General features: G+C 69.9%; 17 protein-coding genes. 7 read left to right on the top strand and 10 right to left on the bottom strand.

The features are described 5' to 3' along the window. Window positions 1–92: 92 nt before the first annotated feature. From ABDW35_RS16770 to ABDW35_RS16795, 6 genes are all read left to right on the top strand, one after another. Window positions 93–722 (top strand): acyloxyacyl hydrolase, encoded by a 630-nt coding sequence (locus ABDW35_RS16770; RefSeq protein ID WP_343715026.1) that lies wholly within the window; start codon window positions 93–95, stop codon window positions 720–722. 171 nt (window positions 723–893) lie between these two features. Beyond that, window positions 894–1,922 carry a 2-aminoethylphosphonate ABC transporter substrate-binding protein gene (locus ABDW35_RS16775; RefSeq protein WP_343715027.1) on the top strand — a complete coding sequence of 343 codons (1,029 nt, stop codon included), beginning with the start codon at window positions 894–896 and terminating at the stop codon, window positions 1,920–1,922. After that, window positions 1,919–3,079, top strand: coding sequence for an ABC transporter ATP-binding protein (locus tag ABDW35_RS16780; RefSeq protein ID WP_343715028.1), 1,161 nt, complete (start codon window positions 1,919–1,921; stop codon window positions 3,077–3,079). Before ABDW35_RS16775 ends, ABDW35_RS16780 begins: the two co-directional genes overlap by 4 nt. Further along, window positions 3,076–3,951: a 2-aminoethylphosphonate ABC transporter permease subunit gene (locus ABDW35_RS16785; RefSeq protein ID WP_343715029.1), complete on the top strand. Its 876-nt coding sequence runs from the start codon at window positions 3,076–3,078 to the stop codon at window positions 3,949–3,951. Before ABDW35_RS16780 ends, ABDW35_RS16785 begins: the two co-directional genes overlap by 4 nt. Continuing rightward, complete coding sequence (locus ABDW35_RS16790; RefSeq protein WP_343715030.1) at window positions 3,935–4,732, top strand: ABC transporter permease subunit; 798 nt, start codon at window positions 3,935–3,937, stop codon at window positions 4,730–4,732. The genes ABDW35_RS16785 and ABDW35_RS16790 overlap by 17 nt, the downstream gene beginning before the upstream one ends. 84 nt (window positions 4,733–4,816) lie before the next feature. Beyond that, a complete protein-coding gene (locus ABDW35_RS16795) occupies window positions 4,817–5,326 on the top strand; it encodes a cytochrome P460 family protein (protein WP_343715031.1) in 510 nt (169 codons plus the stop codon). 224 nt (window positions 5,327–5,550) lie between these two features. Here the strand turns inward: ABDW35_RS16795 and ABDW35_RS16800 are convergent, their stop codons facing one another. The 5 genes from ABDW35_RS16800 to ABDW35_RS16820 all read right to left on the bottom strand — a co-directional run bounded on the left by ABDW35_RS16800 (window position 5,551) and on the right by ABDW35_RS16820 (window position 10,439). Continuing rightward, the gene (locus tag ABDW35_RS16800) at window positions 5,551–7,059 is read right to left on the bottom strand and encodes an aromatic amino acid lyase (RefSeq protein ID WP_343715032.1); all 1,509 of its coding nucleotides are present in this window, start codon (window positions 7,057–7,059) and stop codon (window positions 5,551–5,553) included. Window positions 7,060–7,061: 2 nt separating this feature from the next. Beyond that, window positions 7,062–8,066, bottom strand: coding sequence for an ornithine cyclodeaminase family protein (locus ABDW35_RS16805; RefSeq protein WP_343715033.1), 1,005 nt, complete (start codon window positions 8,064–8,066; stop codon window positions 7,062–7,064). Between the two features lie 31 nt (window positions 8,067–8,097). Next, window positions 8,098–8,802 carry a DNA-3-methyladenine glycosylase I gene (locus tag ABDW35_RS16810; RefSeq protein ID WP_343715034.1) on the bottom strand — a complete coding sequence of 235 codons (705 nt, stop codon included), beginning with the start codon at window positions 8,800–8,802 and terminating at the stop codon, window positions 8,098–8,100. Window positions 8,803–8,888: 86 nt separating this feature from the next. Further along, the gene (mgrA, locus tag ABDW35_RS16815) at window positions 8,889–9,932 is read right to left on the bottom strand and encodes an L-glyceraldehyde 3-phosphate reductase (RefSeq protein ID WP_343715035.1); all 1,044 of its coding nucleotides are present in this window, start codon (window positions 9,930–9,932) and stop codon (window positions 8,889–8,891) included. A 27-nt stretch (window positions 9,933–9,959) separates the two neighbouring features. Next, on the bottom strand, window positions 9,960–10,439 hold the full coding sequence (locus ABDW35_RS16820; RefSeq protein ID WP_343715036.1) for a hypothetical protein: 480 nt from the start codon (window positions 10,437–10,439) through the stop codon (window positions 9,960–9,962). A gap of 173 nt (window positions 10,440–10,612) precedes the next feature. Here ABDW35_RS16820 and ABDW35_RS16825 point away from each other — a divergent pair, with 173 nt between their 5' ends. Further along, entirely contained in the window at window positions 10,613–10,861 is a 249-nt protein-coding gene (locus tag ABDW35_RS16825) for a hypothetical protein (RefSeq protein WP_343715037.1), read from the top strand. 182 nt (window positions 10,862–11,043) lie between these two features. Here the strand turns inward: ABDW35_RS16825 and ABDW35_RS16830 are convergent, their stop codons facing one another. The 5 genes from ABDW35_RS16830 to ABDW35_RS16850 all read right to left on the bottom strand — a co-directional run. Next, complete coding sequence (locus tag ABDW35_RS16830) at window positions 11,044–11,802, bottom strand: MBL fold metallo-hydrolase (RefSeq protein ID WP_343715038.1); 759 nt, start codon at window positions 11,800–11,802, stop codon at window positions 11,044–11,046. Window positions 11,803–11,805: 3 nt separating this feature from the next. Then, window positions 11,806–12,600, bottom strand: coding sequence for a TatD family hydrolase (locus tag ABDW35_RS16835; RefSeq protein ID WP_343715039.1), 795 nt, complete (start codon window positions 12,598–12,600; stop codon window positions 11,806–11,808). After that, complete coding sequence (metG, locus tag ABDW35_RS16840; RefSeq protein ID WP_343715040.1) at window positions 12,600–14,153, bottom strand: methionine--tRNA ligase; 1,554 nt, start codon at window positions 14,151–14,153, stop codon at window positions 12,600–12,602. The genes ABDW35_RS16835 and metG overlap by 1 nt, the downstream gene beginning before the upstream one ends. A gap of 29 nt (window positions 14,154–14,182) precedes the next feature. After that, window positions 14,183–15,256 (bottom strand): DNA polymerase III subunit delta', encoded by a 1,074-nt coding sequence (locus ABDW35_RS16845; protein ID WP_343715041.1) that lies wholly within the window; start codon window positions 15,254–15,256, stop codon window positions 14,183–14,185. Then, window positions 15,253–15,618: thymidylate kinase (locus tag ABDW35_RS16850; protein WP_343715042.1), on the bottom strand; the 366-nt coding region annotated here is incomplete at its 5' end. The genes ABDW35_RS16850 and ABDW35_RS16845, both read right to left, overlap by 4 nt.

Below are 15,618 nucleotides of genomic sequence, written 5' to 3' on the forward strand. Positions count from 1 at the left end.
GAGCCGGCGGAAAAGCGTTGCGTCGGGTTTCGCGCGACCGTAATCATCCCCGACCCCGGGGCCGCAGTCCCGGCAGGAATGAAGGGTGCAGAATGAAGAAGCTCCTGACCGGCGTCGCGGCGGCCGCGGTCGTGCTTGGATCCGTGCATGCGGCCCAGGCCGCTTCGGTGCCCATCTGGATCGGCATCGGTTCGGCGGCGATCCTCGCCGCCGGCATTCTCGGCGAGACTCAGGATATCGGCGACATCCGGGTCGGCAACGGCACCGGCGACCTGCCGCTGTCGCTGACCCTCGGCGCCGGCTACTACAACATCCTGAACGACAAGGGCGAGCCCGGCCACGAGGACCGCGACAAGGGCGGCGCCGGCATCGGCCGGGTCGAGCTGCGCTTCAACCAGGAATTCCTGCGGATCCGGCCGTTCATCGGTGTCGAAGCCAACACGGATTCGGCGACCTACGTCTATGGCGGCGGCATGTTCGACGTCCACTTCGGCGAACACTTCATCCTGTCGCCGAACGCCGCGGTCGGCGCCTATTTCAACGGCGATGGCCGCGACATGGGCTCCACCGTCGAATTCCGCACCGGCGTCGAGGCGGCGTGGGAGTTCGACAACAAGATGCGGATCGGCGCCGCCTTCCACCACATCTCCAACGCCGGCATCGGCGACGTGAACCCCGGCGTCGAAACGCTGACGCTGAACGTCTCGATCCCGCTGAACTGAGGATCGCCGGCCGCGCGGCGGGGGCCGCGCAGGCCTGAATTCCCATACGGACCAGCGACTTGGCGGCCGATTCGCCGCAGTCGCTGGTCCCGTTCGGACCGACACGGAAGCTTCACATAAGGGGTATAGGCTCCGGCGCGCCACGACTCCCGTGGAAGCAAGAGGTCCCCCATGTCGATCAAGACCCTGGCGATCGCGGTCAGCGCGCTCGCCCTGCTCGGCGCCGGCCCGGCCGTTGCCGCCGAAGTCGTCACCATCTACAGCGCCGACGGGCTGCATGACGGCACGCCGAGCTGGTATGGCGAGCAGTTCGACGCCTTCACCAAGGCCACCGGCATCAAGGTGCAGTACATCGAGGCCGGCTCCGGCGTCGTGGTCGACCGCATCGCCAAGGAGAAGTCGAACCCGCAGGCCGACGTCCTGGTCACGCTGCCGCCCTTCATCCAGAACGCCGTCGCCACCGGCCTGCTCGAGCCCTACGCCGCGGCCGGCTCGGACCAGATCCCGGCTGCCGAGAAGGGTCCGAAGGACCTCTACCTGCCGCTGGTGAACAACTATCTGAGCTTCATCTACAACGGCTCGACCCTGGCCGACGCGCCTAAGACCTTCGACGACCTGCTGGACGCCAGGTTCAAGGGCAAGATCCAGTATTCGACCCCCGGCCAGGCCGGCGACGGCACCGCCGTGATGATCCAGGCGATCCACGCCTATGGCGGCAAGGATGCGGCCTTCGCCTATCTGCAGAAGCTGCAGGACAACAACGTCGGCCCGTCCTCCTCGACAGGCAAGCTGACCGCCCTGGTCAACAAGGGCGAGCTGTTCGTTGCCAATGGCGACCTGCAGATGAACATGTCGCAGATGGCCGACAACCCGAACATCCGGGTGTTCTGGCCGGCCGGCAAGGACGGCAAGCGGTCGACCTTCGCCCTGCCCTACTATGTCGCGCTGGTGCATGGCGCGCCGAACAGCGCCAACGGCAAGAAGCTGATCGACTTCCTGCTGAGCCGCGAGGCGCAGGAGAAGGTCAGCGCCGTCGCCATCGGCCTGCCGGTGCGCCAGGATGTGAAGCCGACCGACGAGAACTACAAGAAGATCGAGCAGGCGATGCAGGGTGTCGAGATCTGGACCCCGGACTGGAGCGCGGTGCTGAAGGATCTGCAAGCCGACGTGGCCCGCTGGCACGAGGTCACCGGCAGTTGAGCTCCGTCACCTCCACCGTGGCCGACGGCGCGCAGGACGCGCCGTCGGCCCGGGCGGCGGCCACGGCTGCGGGTGCCCGGAACAGCATCAGCTTCGACGCCGTCACCGTCGCCTATCGCGGCACCGTGGTGCTGGACCGCCTGACGCTGGAGGTGCGGCCGGGCGAGATCCTGGCGCTGATCGGCCCGTCGGGATCGGGCAAGACCACGGCGCTGCGGGCCGTCGCCGGCTTCGTCCGCCCGACCTCGGGCCGGATCCGCATCGGCGATGTCGACGTCACCGACCTGCCGCCCTACAGCCGCGGCATCGGCATGGTGGTGCAGAACTACGCCCTGTTCCCGCATATGCGGGTGACCGAGAACGTCTCCTTCGGCCTGCGGGCGCAGGGCGCGTCGCGCGACCTGATCGCGCAGCGGGTGACCGAATGCCTGCGCATCGTCGGCATGGGCGCCTACGCCCAGCGCTATCCGCGCGAGCTCAGCGGCGGCCAGCAGCAGCGCGTCGCCATCGCCCGCGCCCTGGCGATCCAGCCCCGCGTCCTGCTGCTGGACGAGCCGCTGTCAGCGCTCGACGCGCAGATCCGCCGCTCGATGGTCGAGGAGCTGGCGCGGCTGCACCGCGACCTGCCGGACCTGACCGTGCTCTATGTCACGCATGACCAGAGCGAGGCGCTGACCCTGGCCGACAGCATCGCGGTGATGCGCGACGGCCGGCTGCACGCGCATGGTCCGACCGGGCCGCTGTACCGCACCCCGCCCAACCGCTTCGCCGCGGAGTTCCTGGGCCGCGCCAACCTGCTGCCGGTGACGATCGAGGAGGGCGGCTACGCCCAGCCGGCGGCGCAGGTGCGGATCGGCGGCCACCTGCTGTCCGCCACCCCGAACCGGTCGCTGGACAGGGGCGCGCAGGCGCTGCTGTGCGTCCGCCCGCACGCGCTGTCGCTGGCGCCGCGGGCGGATTGCGACAACGCCGTTCCCGCCACGGTGCGCGAGGTCCAGTGGCAGGGCGAGCAGCACGTGATCACGGCCGACATCGCCGGCACGTTGATCCGCGTGGTGTCGGCGCCGCTGCGCCAGCCGCCGCAGATCGGCGGCACGCTGGAGCTGCATTTCGCCGCCGCCGACGCCAGCCTGCTGCCCGAGGACGAGCCGCGGTGACCGTCGCGACCACGGGACGAGCCGCCCCCGCCCTGCCCGGCGCCAGGACCGTATGGGTGGTGCCGCCGCTGCTGCTGGTGGCGGCGCTGTTCGCCTATCCGCTGGCGCTGATCCTGCGCCAGGCGCTGGTGGGCGACGGCGACGCGGCGAGCCTGGCGAACTTCGCCCAGGTGATCGGCACCCGCGCCTTCCACAACGCGCTGCTGAACACCATCGAGATCGCGGTCGCCGCCACCGCCGGCTGCCTGCTGGCCGGGCTGGCCCTGGCGCTGCTGCTGTCCTTCGTGCCCTTCCCGGGCAGCGGCGTCGTCGCCCGGCTGATCGATACCGTCATCGCCCTGCCGACCTTCCTGGTGACGCTGGCCTTCACCTTCCTCTACGGCTCCGCCGGCATGCTCAATGCCGGGCTGGTCGAGACCTTTGGCCTCTCCACGCCGCCGGTCGACTTCCTGTACTCGCCCTGGGGCGTAATCCTGGCGGAGGTGACGGTCTACACCCCCTTCGTCATGCGGCCGCTGATGGCCGCCTTCTCGCTGGTCGACCGGGCGCAGATCGAGGTGGCGAGCAGCCTGGGCGCCCGCCCCGCGCGCATCGTGCGCCAAGTGATCCTGCCCGCCGCCCTGCCGGCGCTGCTGGCCGGCGGCAGCCTGTGCCTGCTGCTGACGGTCAACGAGTTCGGCATCGTCCTGTTCATCGGCGCCAAGGGCGTCATCACCCTGCCGCTGCTGGTCTACGACAAGGCGATCCAGGAGTTCGATTACACCACGGCCTGCGTCATCGCCGTGGTCAATGTCGTGCTGTCGCTCGGCCTGTTCACCCTGTACCGGGTGGTGGTCGGGCGGTTGGGGGGCCGGCATGCTGCTGTGGTCTGATCGCGGGCGCGCGGCGGCCTGGGCGGTCACCGCCCTGATCGTCGGCGTGCTCTACGTCGCGCCGCTGGCGGTGATCCTGATGGCCGGCCTGTCCGGCCAGTGGAACGGCGTGCTGCCCAGCCACCCGACGCTGCGCCACTTCGCCGACGCCGTCTCCGGCCCCTCCGCCGAGCAGATCTGGGCCAGCCTGGTCACCGGCGCCGTCGCCAGCCTGATCGCGCTGGCGGCCGGCACCTGGGCGGCGCTGGCGCTGCGGCCGCTGGCCGGCCGGCTGCGGCGGGTGCTGGATCTGGCGTTCTTCCTGCCCAGCGCCGTGCCCTCGGTGTCGGTCGGCCTCGGCGTGCTGGTCGCCTACAGCCAGCCGCCGCTGCTGCTGAACGGCACGGTGGCGATCGTGCTGGTGGTGCATCTGGTGCTGATCTCGGCCTTCGCCTTCGGCAACGTCTCGGCCGGGCTGGCGCGGCTGGCGCCGGAGTTCGAGCAGGTGGCGGAGAGCCTGGGCGCCCGGCCCGGCTTCCGGCTGCGCCATGTCACCCTGCCGCTGCTGACGCCCTATCTGCTGGCGGCCTTCAGCCTGTCCTTCGCCCTGTCGATGGGCGAGCTGGGGGCGACGGTGATGGTGTATCCGCCGGGCTGGGTGACCCTGCCGGTCGGGATCTTCGCCCTGACCGATCGCGGCGACGTGTTCCAGAGCGCAGCCCTGACCGTGGTGCTGATCCTGGTGACCCTCGCGGTGCTGGGCGCGATGTCGCTGGTGCCGAAACGGGCGGCGGGACGGTAGCCGTTAACAACTTCTAACAGGCGATGCGGTGCGATCTCTGCTGCGATGCGCGCCGCACCGAATCGTCGCCGAGAGGAAGTCTTGATGAACCCCGCCCGCATCGCCCTGCTCGGGGCCGCCCTGGCCTGCACCATCTTCGGCGCGGTCGCGCTGGCCGCGCAGGGCGCCGCACCCGAAAACGCCTCGCCGATCTACGGCGTGACCATCCCGGAGGGCTACCGGCAGTGGCAGTTCATCGCCCCGGCGCATGAGACCGACCCGCTGAACGAGCTGCGCGTCGTGGTCGGCAACCCGACGGCGATCAAGGCCTATCAGGACGGCACCCTGCCCTTCCCCGACGGCACCATCCTGGTCAAGCTGGCCTGGAAGCACGTCCAGTCCACCGAATTCGCGCCGGCCTATGTCCCCGGCGCAGCGACGACGGTGCAGGTCATGGTCAAGGATTCGAAGCGCTATGCCGACACCGGCGGCTGGGGCTTCGGCCGCTTCATCGACGGCAAGCCGGTCGACCAGGCCCAGCACGAGACCTGCTGGGCCTGCCACCAGGCCAATGTGAAGGACCACGACTACGTCTTCACGCGCTTCGCGCCGTAGCGGGATGAATTGAGATCCGGTCACGTCGGGATCGGATATCGCGCGTCTTCTCGCGTTGCCTCTCCCGCCTGGCGGGACCTTTTCAGAACACCCGGTTCCTCGCCGTCATTGCGAGGAGGCGAAGCCGACGAAGCAATCCAGGGGCCGCACCGGCCCCTGGATTGCTTCGCTGCGCTCGCAATGACGGTGTTGGAGTGCGGTGACGTGACTCAACTCAACTCAATTCATCCTGCTCCAAAGACAGCCTCAAGCCCGCCTGACGCGATGAACCCGGCCACCGCCGCGATGTCAGGTGCGGCGGGTCGGTCAGCCTCCAGCGTCGGCACCAGGCCGCGCACCTCAGTCAGGATGGCGGCGGTGCCCGAGCCGAGGGCGACGCCGCCCCGCAGGTCGACCGCCTGGGCCGCCACCACCAGCTCCAGCGCCGCGAGGAGGCGCAGCCGCTCGACGATCCCGGCGGTCTTGTCGACCGTGGAAGTCGCCATGGTGGCGTAATCCTCGACCCCGTCGGCGACCGGCAGCACCGCCACCGGCATCGGCCCGGCCAGATGGCCGATCTCCGCCAGCAGCGCCGCCGCGGTCTTCTGCGTCGGACCGTAGCCGGTGCTGCCATCCGGCGCCGGCGCCAGGAAGCGCGGCAGGTCGCTGGAGCCCGGCGACATCAGCTTGACGATCCGCGCCGCCGAGATCGCCGCCACCCGGGCCAGCGCCGCCCCAAGCGCCTCGAACGCCAGGGCCAAGTGGGTCGGGTCGAAATTGGCGTTCGGCAAGGCGACGCCGTCCTCGGCGATCACCGCCGGGTTGTCCCCGGCGCCGGCCAGCTCCAGCTCGACCGACGCGCGCGCCGCCACCAGCGCCGCCAGCGCCGCGCCCAGCACCGGCGGGGCGCAGCGGAAGCTCAGCGGGTCCTGCAGCTTGCGCGCCGAACCGGGCTGCGCCAGGTCGCCGCCGTCCAGCAGCGCCAGCAGCCTCCGCGCCGCCTCCGCCTGCCCCGGCGCCGGGCGCAGGGCCGCGGCGCGCGGGTCCAAGGGCGCGATGCCGGCGCGATAGCCCTCGAAGGACAGGGCCGCGGCGGCCAGCATCGACCGCAGCGCTTGCGCCGCATCCTCGACCACCAGGGCACCGGCGCCGACCGAGGCGGCATTGGCCGAGACCAGGGCCAGGCCGTCCTTGACGCCGAATTCCGGCGGCGTGATGCCGGCGCGGGCGAGTGCCTCGGCCCCCGGCAGGATCTCGCCCTGGAATTCGGCCTCGCCCTGCCCCAGCAGCACCAGGGCGATGTGGGACAGCGGCGCCAGATCGGCCTCGCCGACCGACCCGGTCATCGGCACCACCGGATGCACGCCGCGGTTCAGCAGATCCGTCAGCGCCTCGGCCACTCCACGGGAAGCGCCGGAGCGGCCGGCGCAGAGCCCGGCCAGCCGGGCGGCCATGATCGCCCGCACCTCGTCCGGCCGGGCATTCCGCCCGACCCCGACGGCGCGGCCCGGCGGGATGCGGCGCTGCACCACCACGGCATCCGGCACGATCCGGGTGTCGACGCCGGCACCCAGCCCGGTGCTGACGCCATAGATCGCCGCCCCGCCGGCGGCGAGGCCTTCCAGCGCGCGATGCCCGGCCTCGATCCGCTCCAGAGCGGCATCATCAAGCTCGACGGCCGCGCCCTCCCGGGCGATGGCGACCAGGTCGCGGGTGGTGAGCGGACCAGCGCCGAGGTGGATTGGGTCCGTCATGATCAGGCGAAGCGCAGCCGCTGGCCGATCTCCAGCCGCTTCGCCTTCTCCAGCATGGCGTGGCCGAGGGCGATGTCGCTGAGGCTGAGGCCGCGATGCCACAGGAGGATGGTCTCGTCCTCGCGCTCGCGGCCCGGCTTCAGCCCGGCGACGACCTGGCCCAGCTCGGCATGCAGCGTCGCCTCGGACAGCTTGCCGGCCTCGACATGGGCGCGCAGCGACCCGAACGGACCGCTGCGGCACTGGCCCCAGTCGTCCACCACCATCTTGGCCATGATGTCGGTCAGCGACAGTTCCACCGCGCTCATCGTGCCGTAGGGCACCACCAGCGCGCCGGGCTTGATCCATTCGGTCCGCAGCAGCGGCTCGGGCTGCAGCAGGCGCGAGGCCTCGACCACGATGTCGGCGCCGCGCACGGTCGATTCCCAATCCGTCATCGCCCGCACCGGCTTGCCGAGGTCCTGCGCCAGCCGCTCGGCGAAGGCGTCGCGGCTCTCCGGCCGGCGGGAATGGACGCGGATCTCGTCGAAGTCGAACAGCTTGTCGAGCAACCGGACGTTCCAGTAGGCCGTGCCGCGCGCGCCGATATGGCCGAGCACGCGGCTGCCCTTGCGGGCCAAGTGCTTGGCGCCGATCGCGGTCACCGCACCGGTGCGCATGTCGGTGATGGCGGTCGCGTCCAGGATCGCCTTCGGCATGCCGGTCGCCGGGTCGAACAGGTTCAGGATCGCCATCTCCGACGGCAGGCCGCGCTTGTAGTTGTCGACATAGTCGCCGACCACCTTGACTCCGGCGGCGTTGATCGGCGCGCCGATGGCGCCGCGCAGCACGTTGAAATGGCCGTGCACCTGCGGGTCGGGCTTCAGGTGCATGCGCGGCTCGATCACCGTCTCGCCGTGGCCCTGCGCCGCCAGGCTGGTCTCGATCGCCTGCAGGATCTCGTCATCGGTGATCGCCAGCGCCTCGATGTCGAGGCCGTTGAGGAAGGTCACGTAGATCGGGTGCATGGTCCGTCGTCGCTCCGGCTCTTTGCGTTGCCTAGTGCCTTCCCGGCCGCCCATGGCCGACATCGCCGATGCTCATCGCCAGGATGCGGCTGATCTCGGTCAGGTCGCGGCCCGATTCCGCCGACCAGCGGTTGAAGGCCTGCTGCATGGTCCTGAAGTCGCCCTTGCCGCCCGGCGGCTTGGCCAGCACGCCCTCGCGGATCAGCGCGGCGACGACGTCGCCGGTCGGGATGAAGGCCGGCTTGCCGATGCCGCGCAGGAAGCGCATGCCGGTGTCGCCGCCCAGGCGGCTGCCGCGCTTCTTCAGCACCTCCAGCAGCCCGACATAGTCGGCGTCCGGCCAATCGGCGATGAATTTCGCGGCGCTGCCATGCTCGGCGGCCAAGTCCAGCAGGAACCGGGCATTGGCGATCACCGACTGGATCTTGGCGCCGTGGCGGACGATGCGGCTGTCCTGCAGCAGCGCGTCGAGCTTGTCCTCCGGCATCGCGGCGCAGCGATGCGGGTCGAAGCCGTCGAAGGCGGCCTCGAAGCCGTCCCACTTCGCGGTGATGACCTTGGAGGCGAAGCCGGCATTGAAGATGCGCCGCGTCATCTCCGCCAGGATGCGGTCGTCCGGCATGGCGGCGATCTCGGCCGGCGTCTTCGACCTGCTCTCGGCGAGCGCGCGTTCAAGCACGTCCATCCCGCCCCGGCGCTCGGCCGCCAGCGAGATCACCTTCGCGAAATCACCCATGCCGTCATTCCTTCGGTTCGGCGCAGGCGGACAGGAGAGCCCCTCCATCGGCGCCGATCCAGAGGAAAGCGCAGCCGCCTTTTGCCTCAGGCCTTGGCGGCGGCCGTCGACGAGGCTCGCCACAGGTCGATGCCGCCGTCGAGGGCATGGTGGTCGATCTCAGCCAGCTCCTCGGCGGTCAGCGGCGTCCCCTTCAGCGCGTCCAGGCTATCGTCCAGCTGTGCCACCGACCGGGCGCCGATCAGGGCCGAGGTGATGCGCGGGTCACGCAGCACCCAGCTCAGCGCCATCTGCGCGAGGGTCTGGCCGCGGCGCTTGGCGAGCTCGTTCAGCGCCCGGATGCGGGCGATGTTGCCCTCCGACAGCAGCCGCGACTGCAGCGACCGGCCGCGCTTGGCCCGCGAGTCCTCCGGCACCCCGTCCAGGTATTTCGAGGTCAGCATGCCCTGGGCCAGCGGCGAGAAGGCGATGCAGCCGATGCCCAGCTCCGCCAGCGTGTCCAGCAGCCCGTCCTCGACCCAGCGGTTGAGCATGGAATAGGACGGCTGGTGGATCAGGCAGGGGGTGCCGAGATCCTTCAGGATCGCCGCGGCCTGGCGCGTGGCTTCCGGCGAATACGACGAGATGCCGACATACAGCGCCTTGCCCTGGCGCACGACATGATCGAGCGCGCCCATCGTCTCCTCCAGCGGCGTCTCGGGGTCGAGCCGGTGCGAGTAGAAGATGTCGACATAGTCGAGCCCCATGCGCTTGAGGCTCTGGTCCAGGCTGGCGACCAGGTATTTGCGCGAACCGAAATTGCCGTAGGGCCCCGGCCACATGTCGTAGCCGGCCTTGGTCGAGATCAGCAGCTCGTCGCGATAGGGCCGGAAATCGGCGGCGAAGATGCGGCCGAAATTCTCCTCGGCCGAGCCGTAGGGCGGGCCGTAATTGTTGGCAAGGTCGAAATGGGTGACGCCGCGATCGAAGGCGCGGCGCAGCACGGCGCGGCCGGTCTCGTATAGGTCGACCCCGCCGAAATTCTGCCAGAGGCCGAGCGAGATCTCCGGCAGCTGCAGCCCGCTGCGGCCGGAGCGGCGGAAGCGGGCGGTCTCGTATCGCGCCGTGTCGGCGATCCAGGGCGTCTGCATGGCTGTGTCCGTTCTATCGGGTTGGCGTCAGGCGACCGGCTGGGCGCATTGCCCGGCGCCGACGATGGTGGTCGTGGCGGCGGCTTCGCCCGGCGTGCCGTCCTGCAGGTAGAAGATCTCGTTGTTCTGGTTGAACGCCTTCAGCACGCGCCCGTCGGCATTCTCGATCGTGCCTGTGTGGTTGATCGGGTGCTGGCGCCGGGTGCCTTCCGGCGTCTGGACGATCAGGAAGCCGCACAGCTCGTAGCGCGCGGGGCGGCCGGCCGGCACCTTCACCTGCAGCTCGGCCACCGGGTCGTCCTTGGTGATGTGCAGGATGCCGATGGTGCGGCCGTCGATGGCGACGGTGATCAGCTCCTCGACCTGGTCGGGGCCGAGCTCGTCGACGATGCGGAAGCGGCTGTCCTTGGGGGCGGCGCCGGCCGGGACGGCCGCGGCGACGATGCCGAACGTGAGCGCCAGGACCGCGGCACACCAGAATCGCAAGCTGCGTGTCGTCGGCTGCACGGCGCCCTCTCCGTCCCGTCCCTCTGGCAAGGCAGCGACCGTAGCGCGGGGGCGCGCCACATACCAGCTTGCACGATGACCCCCGGATCGGTTAGGCCAGCGCTTCCGCGGATGCGGCGCGGCCCGGGCCGCGCCCATGGCATCCCTATCGAAAACCCAGTGTAGGGTCAGTTATGCGTTCTTTTGACGGACAGCGGTCCGACGGCGCCCCGATTCGCCGGAACCGCGAGGAAAAGCGGAAGCAGCTGCAGGAGCTGGAGCAGAAGCGCGGCCACCTCGGCAACCACACCTCGAAGACCCTGCGGGACGCCATGGACCGCAAGATCGCCGAGCTGAAGACGGAGCTGGCCCTGGCCGAGCGCGCCGCCGCCAACCAGGCCGCCAACCCGTCGCCGCAGCCGCGCCGGCCGCCGCGCCGTTGAAAATAAACCGGGACGGCGCCTGACCGCCGCCGCGCTCTTAGAGACCGTTTGGAAATGCGCTGGCGTGAGTCGGCTGGTGGTGGTTTCGAGAACCGGAGCGCAGCGCACATTTGGTGCGTGAGCACCGGAAGCGCAGAAACCGCCGTCAGACGGCCACGCCAGTAGCATTTGCAAATGGTCTCTCAGATCTCGATCACCAGACCGTCATGCGCCGGCCGGACATGGCCCGGCAGCTGCCGACACAGCCAGTCGTAGTCCATCTGGTGGTTCATGTGCGTCAGCCAAGCCTGCTTCGGCTTGAGCCGCTCGATCCATTCCAGCGTCAGCGCCAGATGGGCGTGCGACACATGCGGCTCCGGCCGCGTCGCATCCACCATCCACAGCTCCACCCCCTCCAGCGCCGCCCAGGCGCGGTCGTCGAGGCGGACCACGTCGGTCGAATAGGCGAAGCGGCCGAAGCGGTAGCCCATCGACACGACGCGGCCGTGGTCCTGCTCGAACGGCACGATGTCGATGTCGCCGACCCGGAACGGTCCGTCCAGCAGATGCGGCACCAGGAACGGGTGGTAGAAGCCGCGGTCCATCTCGACCGAGGTCATGATGTAGCCGAAGCGCTCCTCCAGCTCCTGCCGCACCGCCGCGTCCATATAGGCGTTGATCGGCTGCTTGAAGGCCAGCGGCCGCAGGTCGTCGATGCCATGGATGTGGTCGGCATGGACATGGGTGTAGAGCAGCCCGTCGACCCGCTTGACGTCGTGGTCCAGCAGCTGGTCGCGCAGGTCCGGCGAGGTGTCGACCAGGACGGTGGTGCTGTCGCTCTGCACCAGGATCGACGGCCGGCGACGGCGGTTGCGCGGATTGGCGGGATCGCAGGTGCCCCAGACGCCGCCGACCATGGGCACGCCCATCGAACCGCCGCAGCCGAGCACCGTGACACGCATCGCTCAGGCCTCTTGCTTCGGGATCTTCGTAAACAGATTGAAGAAGTTGTCGCTCGTCTTTCGAGCAAAATCCGAACCGGACAGACCGTGCAGCTCGGCCACACGCTGGGCGGTGTGGGCGACGAAGGCGGGCTCGTTGCGCTTGCCGCGCTTCGGCACCGGCGCCAGGTAGGGGGCGTCGGTCTCCACCAGGATGCGGTCCAGCGGCACATCCTTCGCGGTGGCCCGGATGTCCTCGGACTTGTTGAAGGTCACGATCCCGGACAGGGAGATGTGAAGCCCGAGTTTCACCGATTCTTCAGCGAGTTGCCGCGTTCCGCTGAAGCAATGGATGATGCCGCGCAGCGGCGACAGCTCACCGCCCTGCCCTTCCTCTTTCAGAATGCGCAGCGTGTCGTCCTCGGCCTCGCGGGTGTGGACGATCACCGGCAGGTCGGCGATCCGGGCGGCACGGATGTGGCGCCGGAAGCTCTCCTGCTGCGCCTCGGCCGGGCTGAGGCCGTAATGGTAGTCGAGGCCGGTCTCGCCGATCCCGACCATCTTCGGATGCGCGACGAGGTCCAGGATGCCCTCGACGGTCAGGCCGGTGAAATCCTTCGCCTCATGCGGATGCACCCCGGCGGCGCCGTAGAGCATCGGGAAGCGGTCGACCAGCGCGATCGTGTCCGCCAGCCGGTCCGGCCGGGTGCAGATGGTGAGCATGCAGCCCACCCCCGCCTCCCGGGCGCGGCCGACCACATCGTCGATCTCCGCCGCGAAATCGGGGAAATCGAGATGGCAATGGCTGTCGACCAGCATCAGGCCGTCGCCTCCGGCTCGACATAGCGCGGGAACACGCCCTGCGGCGCCGGCAGCACCGTGCCGGGCACCAGCGCGTCGGCATCGCCGATCCGGTCGAAGCTGCGAGCGTCGGCGGCCACGGCCAGCTGGTCGAGCGTCTTGCCCATCGCCTGCGGCATCACCGGCTGCATCAGGATCGACAGGCGCCGCACGGTCTCGGCCACCACCCACAGCACCGTGCCCGCCCGCTTCGGATCGGTCTTGCGCACAGTCCAGGGCTCCTGCTCGGCGATATAGCGGTTGCCTTCGCCGACGACGGCCCACACCGCCTCCAGGCCGCGATGGAAGGCCTGGGCGTCGAATTCGCGCCGCAGCACCTCCAGCAGCGCCGGCAGCCGGTCGAGCAGCGCGCGGTCGACCTCGGTCAGCGGACCGGGCTGCGGCACCTTACCATCCCAGTTCTTGGCGATCATCGACAGCGCGCGCTGGGCCAGGTTGCCGAAGCCGTTGGCCAGCTCACCATTGGTGCGCTGGACCATGGCGCGGCGGGAGAAGTCGCCGTCCTGGCCGAAGGAGACCTCGCGCAGCAGGAAGTAGCGCACGGGGTCCAGGCCGTAGGTCGCGATCAGCTCCAGCGGGTCGATGACGTTGCCGAGCGACTTCGAGATCTTCTGGCCCTCATTGGTCCACCAGCCATGGGCGAAGACACGCTTCGGCGGCTGCAGCCCTGCCGACATCAGGAAGGCCGGCCAGTACAGGGCGTGGAAGCGCAGGATATCCTTGCCGACCATATGCAGGTCGGCCGGCCACCAATGCCTGAAGCTCTCGGACTCCACATCGGGATAGCCGACGGCGGTGAGATAGTTGGTCAGGGCGTCGACCCACACATACATGATGTGCGCCTCGTCGCCCGGCACCTTGATGCCCCAGTTGAAGGTGGTGCGGCTGATCGACAGGTCGCGCAGGCCCGCCTTCACAAACGAGATCACCTCGTTGCGGCGGGACTCCGGCGCGATGAAGTCGGGATTGGCCTCGTAGAATTCCAGCAGCCGGTCGCCCCAGGCGGAGAGGCGGAAGAAGTAGCTCGGCTCCTCCACCCACTCGCATTCGGCGCCGGTCGGGGCGATGCGCTTGCCGTCGACGACGGTCAGCTCGTCCTCGCCGTAATAGGCCTCGTCGCGCACCGAGTACCAGCCGGCATAGCCGCCGAGATAGATGTCGCCATTGGCCTTCATCGCCTCCCAGATCGCCTGGGACGCCTTGATGTGGCGCGGCTCGGTGGTGCGGATGAAGTCGTCATTGCTGAAGTTCATCGCCGCGGCCAGGTCGCGGAAATTCTGACTGACCCCGTCGGTGAAGGCCTGCGGGTCGACCCCGGCCGCCTCGGCCGCCTTCTGCACCTTCTGGCCGTGCTCGTCGGTACCGGTCAGGAAGTGGACGTCATAGCCGTCCAGCCGCTTGAACCGGGCCAGCACGTCGCAGGCCAGCGTGGTGTAGGCGTGGCCGATATGCGGCTTGTCGTTGACGTAGTAGATCGGCGTGGTGATGTAGAATGTCTTCGGCGCCGTCATCGCGGCCTCTTTCCGTACTGCGGCGGCGGTCAGCCGTTGCAGGCGCGCTCGATGCCGATGAACGCCTGCAGGAGAACCTGCTTCCGATCGAGGTTGGACCCGTCCGCCTGAGCGAACAGACGGCGGGTGTTGTCCCATAGCTCCACCCAGCGATCAAGGCCGCCGGCCCTATCCACCGCCCCGACCACGCGCTGCATCACCGTCCCCTCGCCCGCCACGATCTCGGCCGGGGCGATGCCGCGGGCGGCGGCGCGGGCCAGCCGCTCCATCCACCAGACCAGCAGCTCGGTGAACAGGCGCCAGCTGGAATCGGCGGCGACCGGCCCGATCCGGTCGCCCATCCGGTGCACGGCCTTGAAGTCGACCCGCGGGAAATCGTCCAGCAGCGCCAGCATGTCGCGGTACAGGCCCAGGCCGCCATCCTCGATCAGCGACGCGGCGCGGCCGATGCTGCCCTCGGCCAGCCGCACCAGCGACGCCCGCTCGGCGGGGTCCAGCTCGGGCGCGTGCTCCGCCAGCAGCCGGTCGACCGTGGCGTCCGGCAGCGGCTCCAGCGCCAGCAGGCGGCAGCGCGACCGGATGGTCGGCAGCAGCGCGCCGGGATTGCCGCAGGTCAGCAGCAGCACGGCATGGGCCGGCGGCTCTTCCAGGATCTTCAGCAGGGCATTGGCGCCGTTGCGGTTCATCGCCTCCGCCTCGTCAACAATGACGACCCGCCAGGCGCCCTCGGCCGCGGTCAGGCGCAGGAAGGGCTCGATCCGCCGGATCTCCTCGACCGGGATCTCGCGGCTGCGGCGCTTGCGCTCATCGTCGCCGCTGTTCCGCTCGATCGTCAGCAGGTCGGCATGGCCGGCGGCGGCGGCGCGGCGGAAGGTCGGGTGGTCGGCCGGGATCTCCAGGCCCTGGGCGCCGCGCGGGGCGCCGGCCAGCAGGAAGCGGGCAACCCGGTGGGCGAAGGTGGCCTTGCCGATGCCGGGCGGGCCGGTGATCAGCCAGGCATGCGGCAGCCGGCCGGCGCGCAGGGCGTCGAGGAACGCGCCCTCCGCCGCCTCATGGCCCAGCAGCCGCGGATTGGCGCGGGGTGCAGAAAACTCACCGCTCACGGCGCCGCGGCCCCGAACTTGGCGTCGACCGCCGCGCGGATGGCGGCCGCGACCTCGTCGACCGTGCCCGTGGCGTCGATCACCACGCAGCGCTCCGGCTCGGCCGCGGCGATGGCCAGGAAACCCTCGCGCAGGCGCTGGTGCAGGGCCGCGCCCATCCGCTCATAGCGGTCCTCGCCGCCGCGACGGGCGCCGGCGCGGGCCAGGCCTGTCTCGACCGGCACGTCGAGCACCAAGGTCAGGTCCGGCTTCAGCCCGTCGGTGGCGATGCGGAACAGGGCGTCCAGGCTGGCGCGGTCCACGCCCATGCCCCAGCCCTGATAGACCATCGAGCTGTCGGCGTAGCGGTCGGAGACGACCCA

Origin of the sequence: Inquilinus sp. (genome assembly GCF_039594555.1) — a bacterium.
Taxonomy (GTDB): Bacteria; Pseudomonadota; Alphaproteobacteria; order DSM-16000; family Inquilinaceae; genus Inquilinus.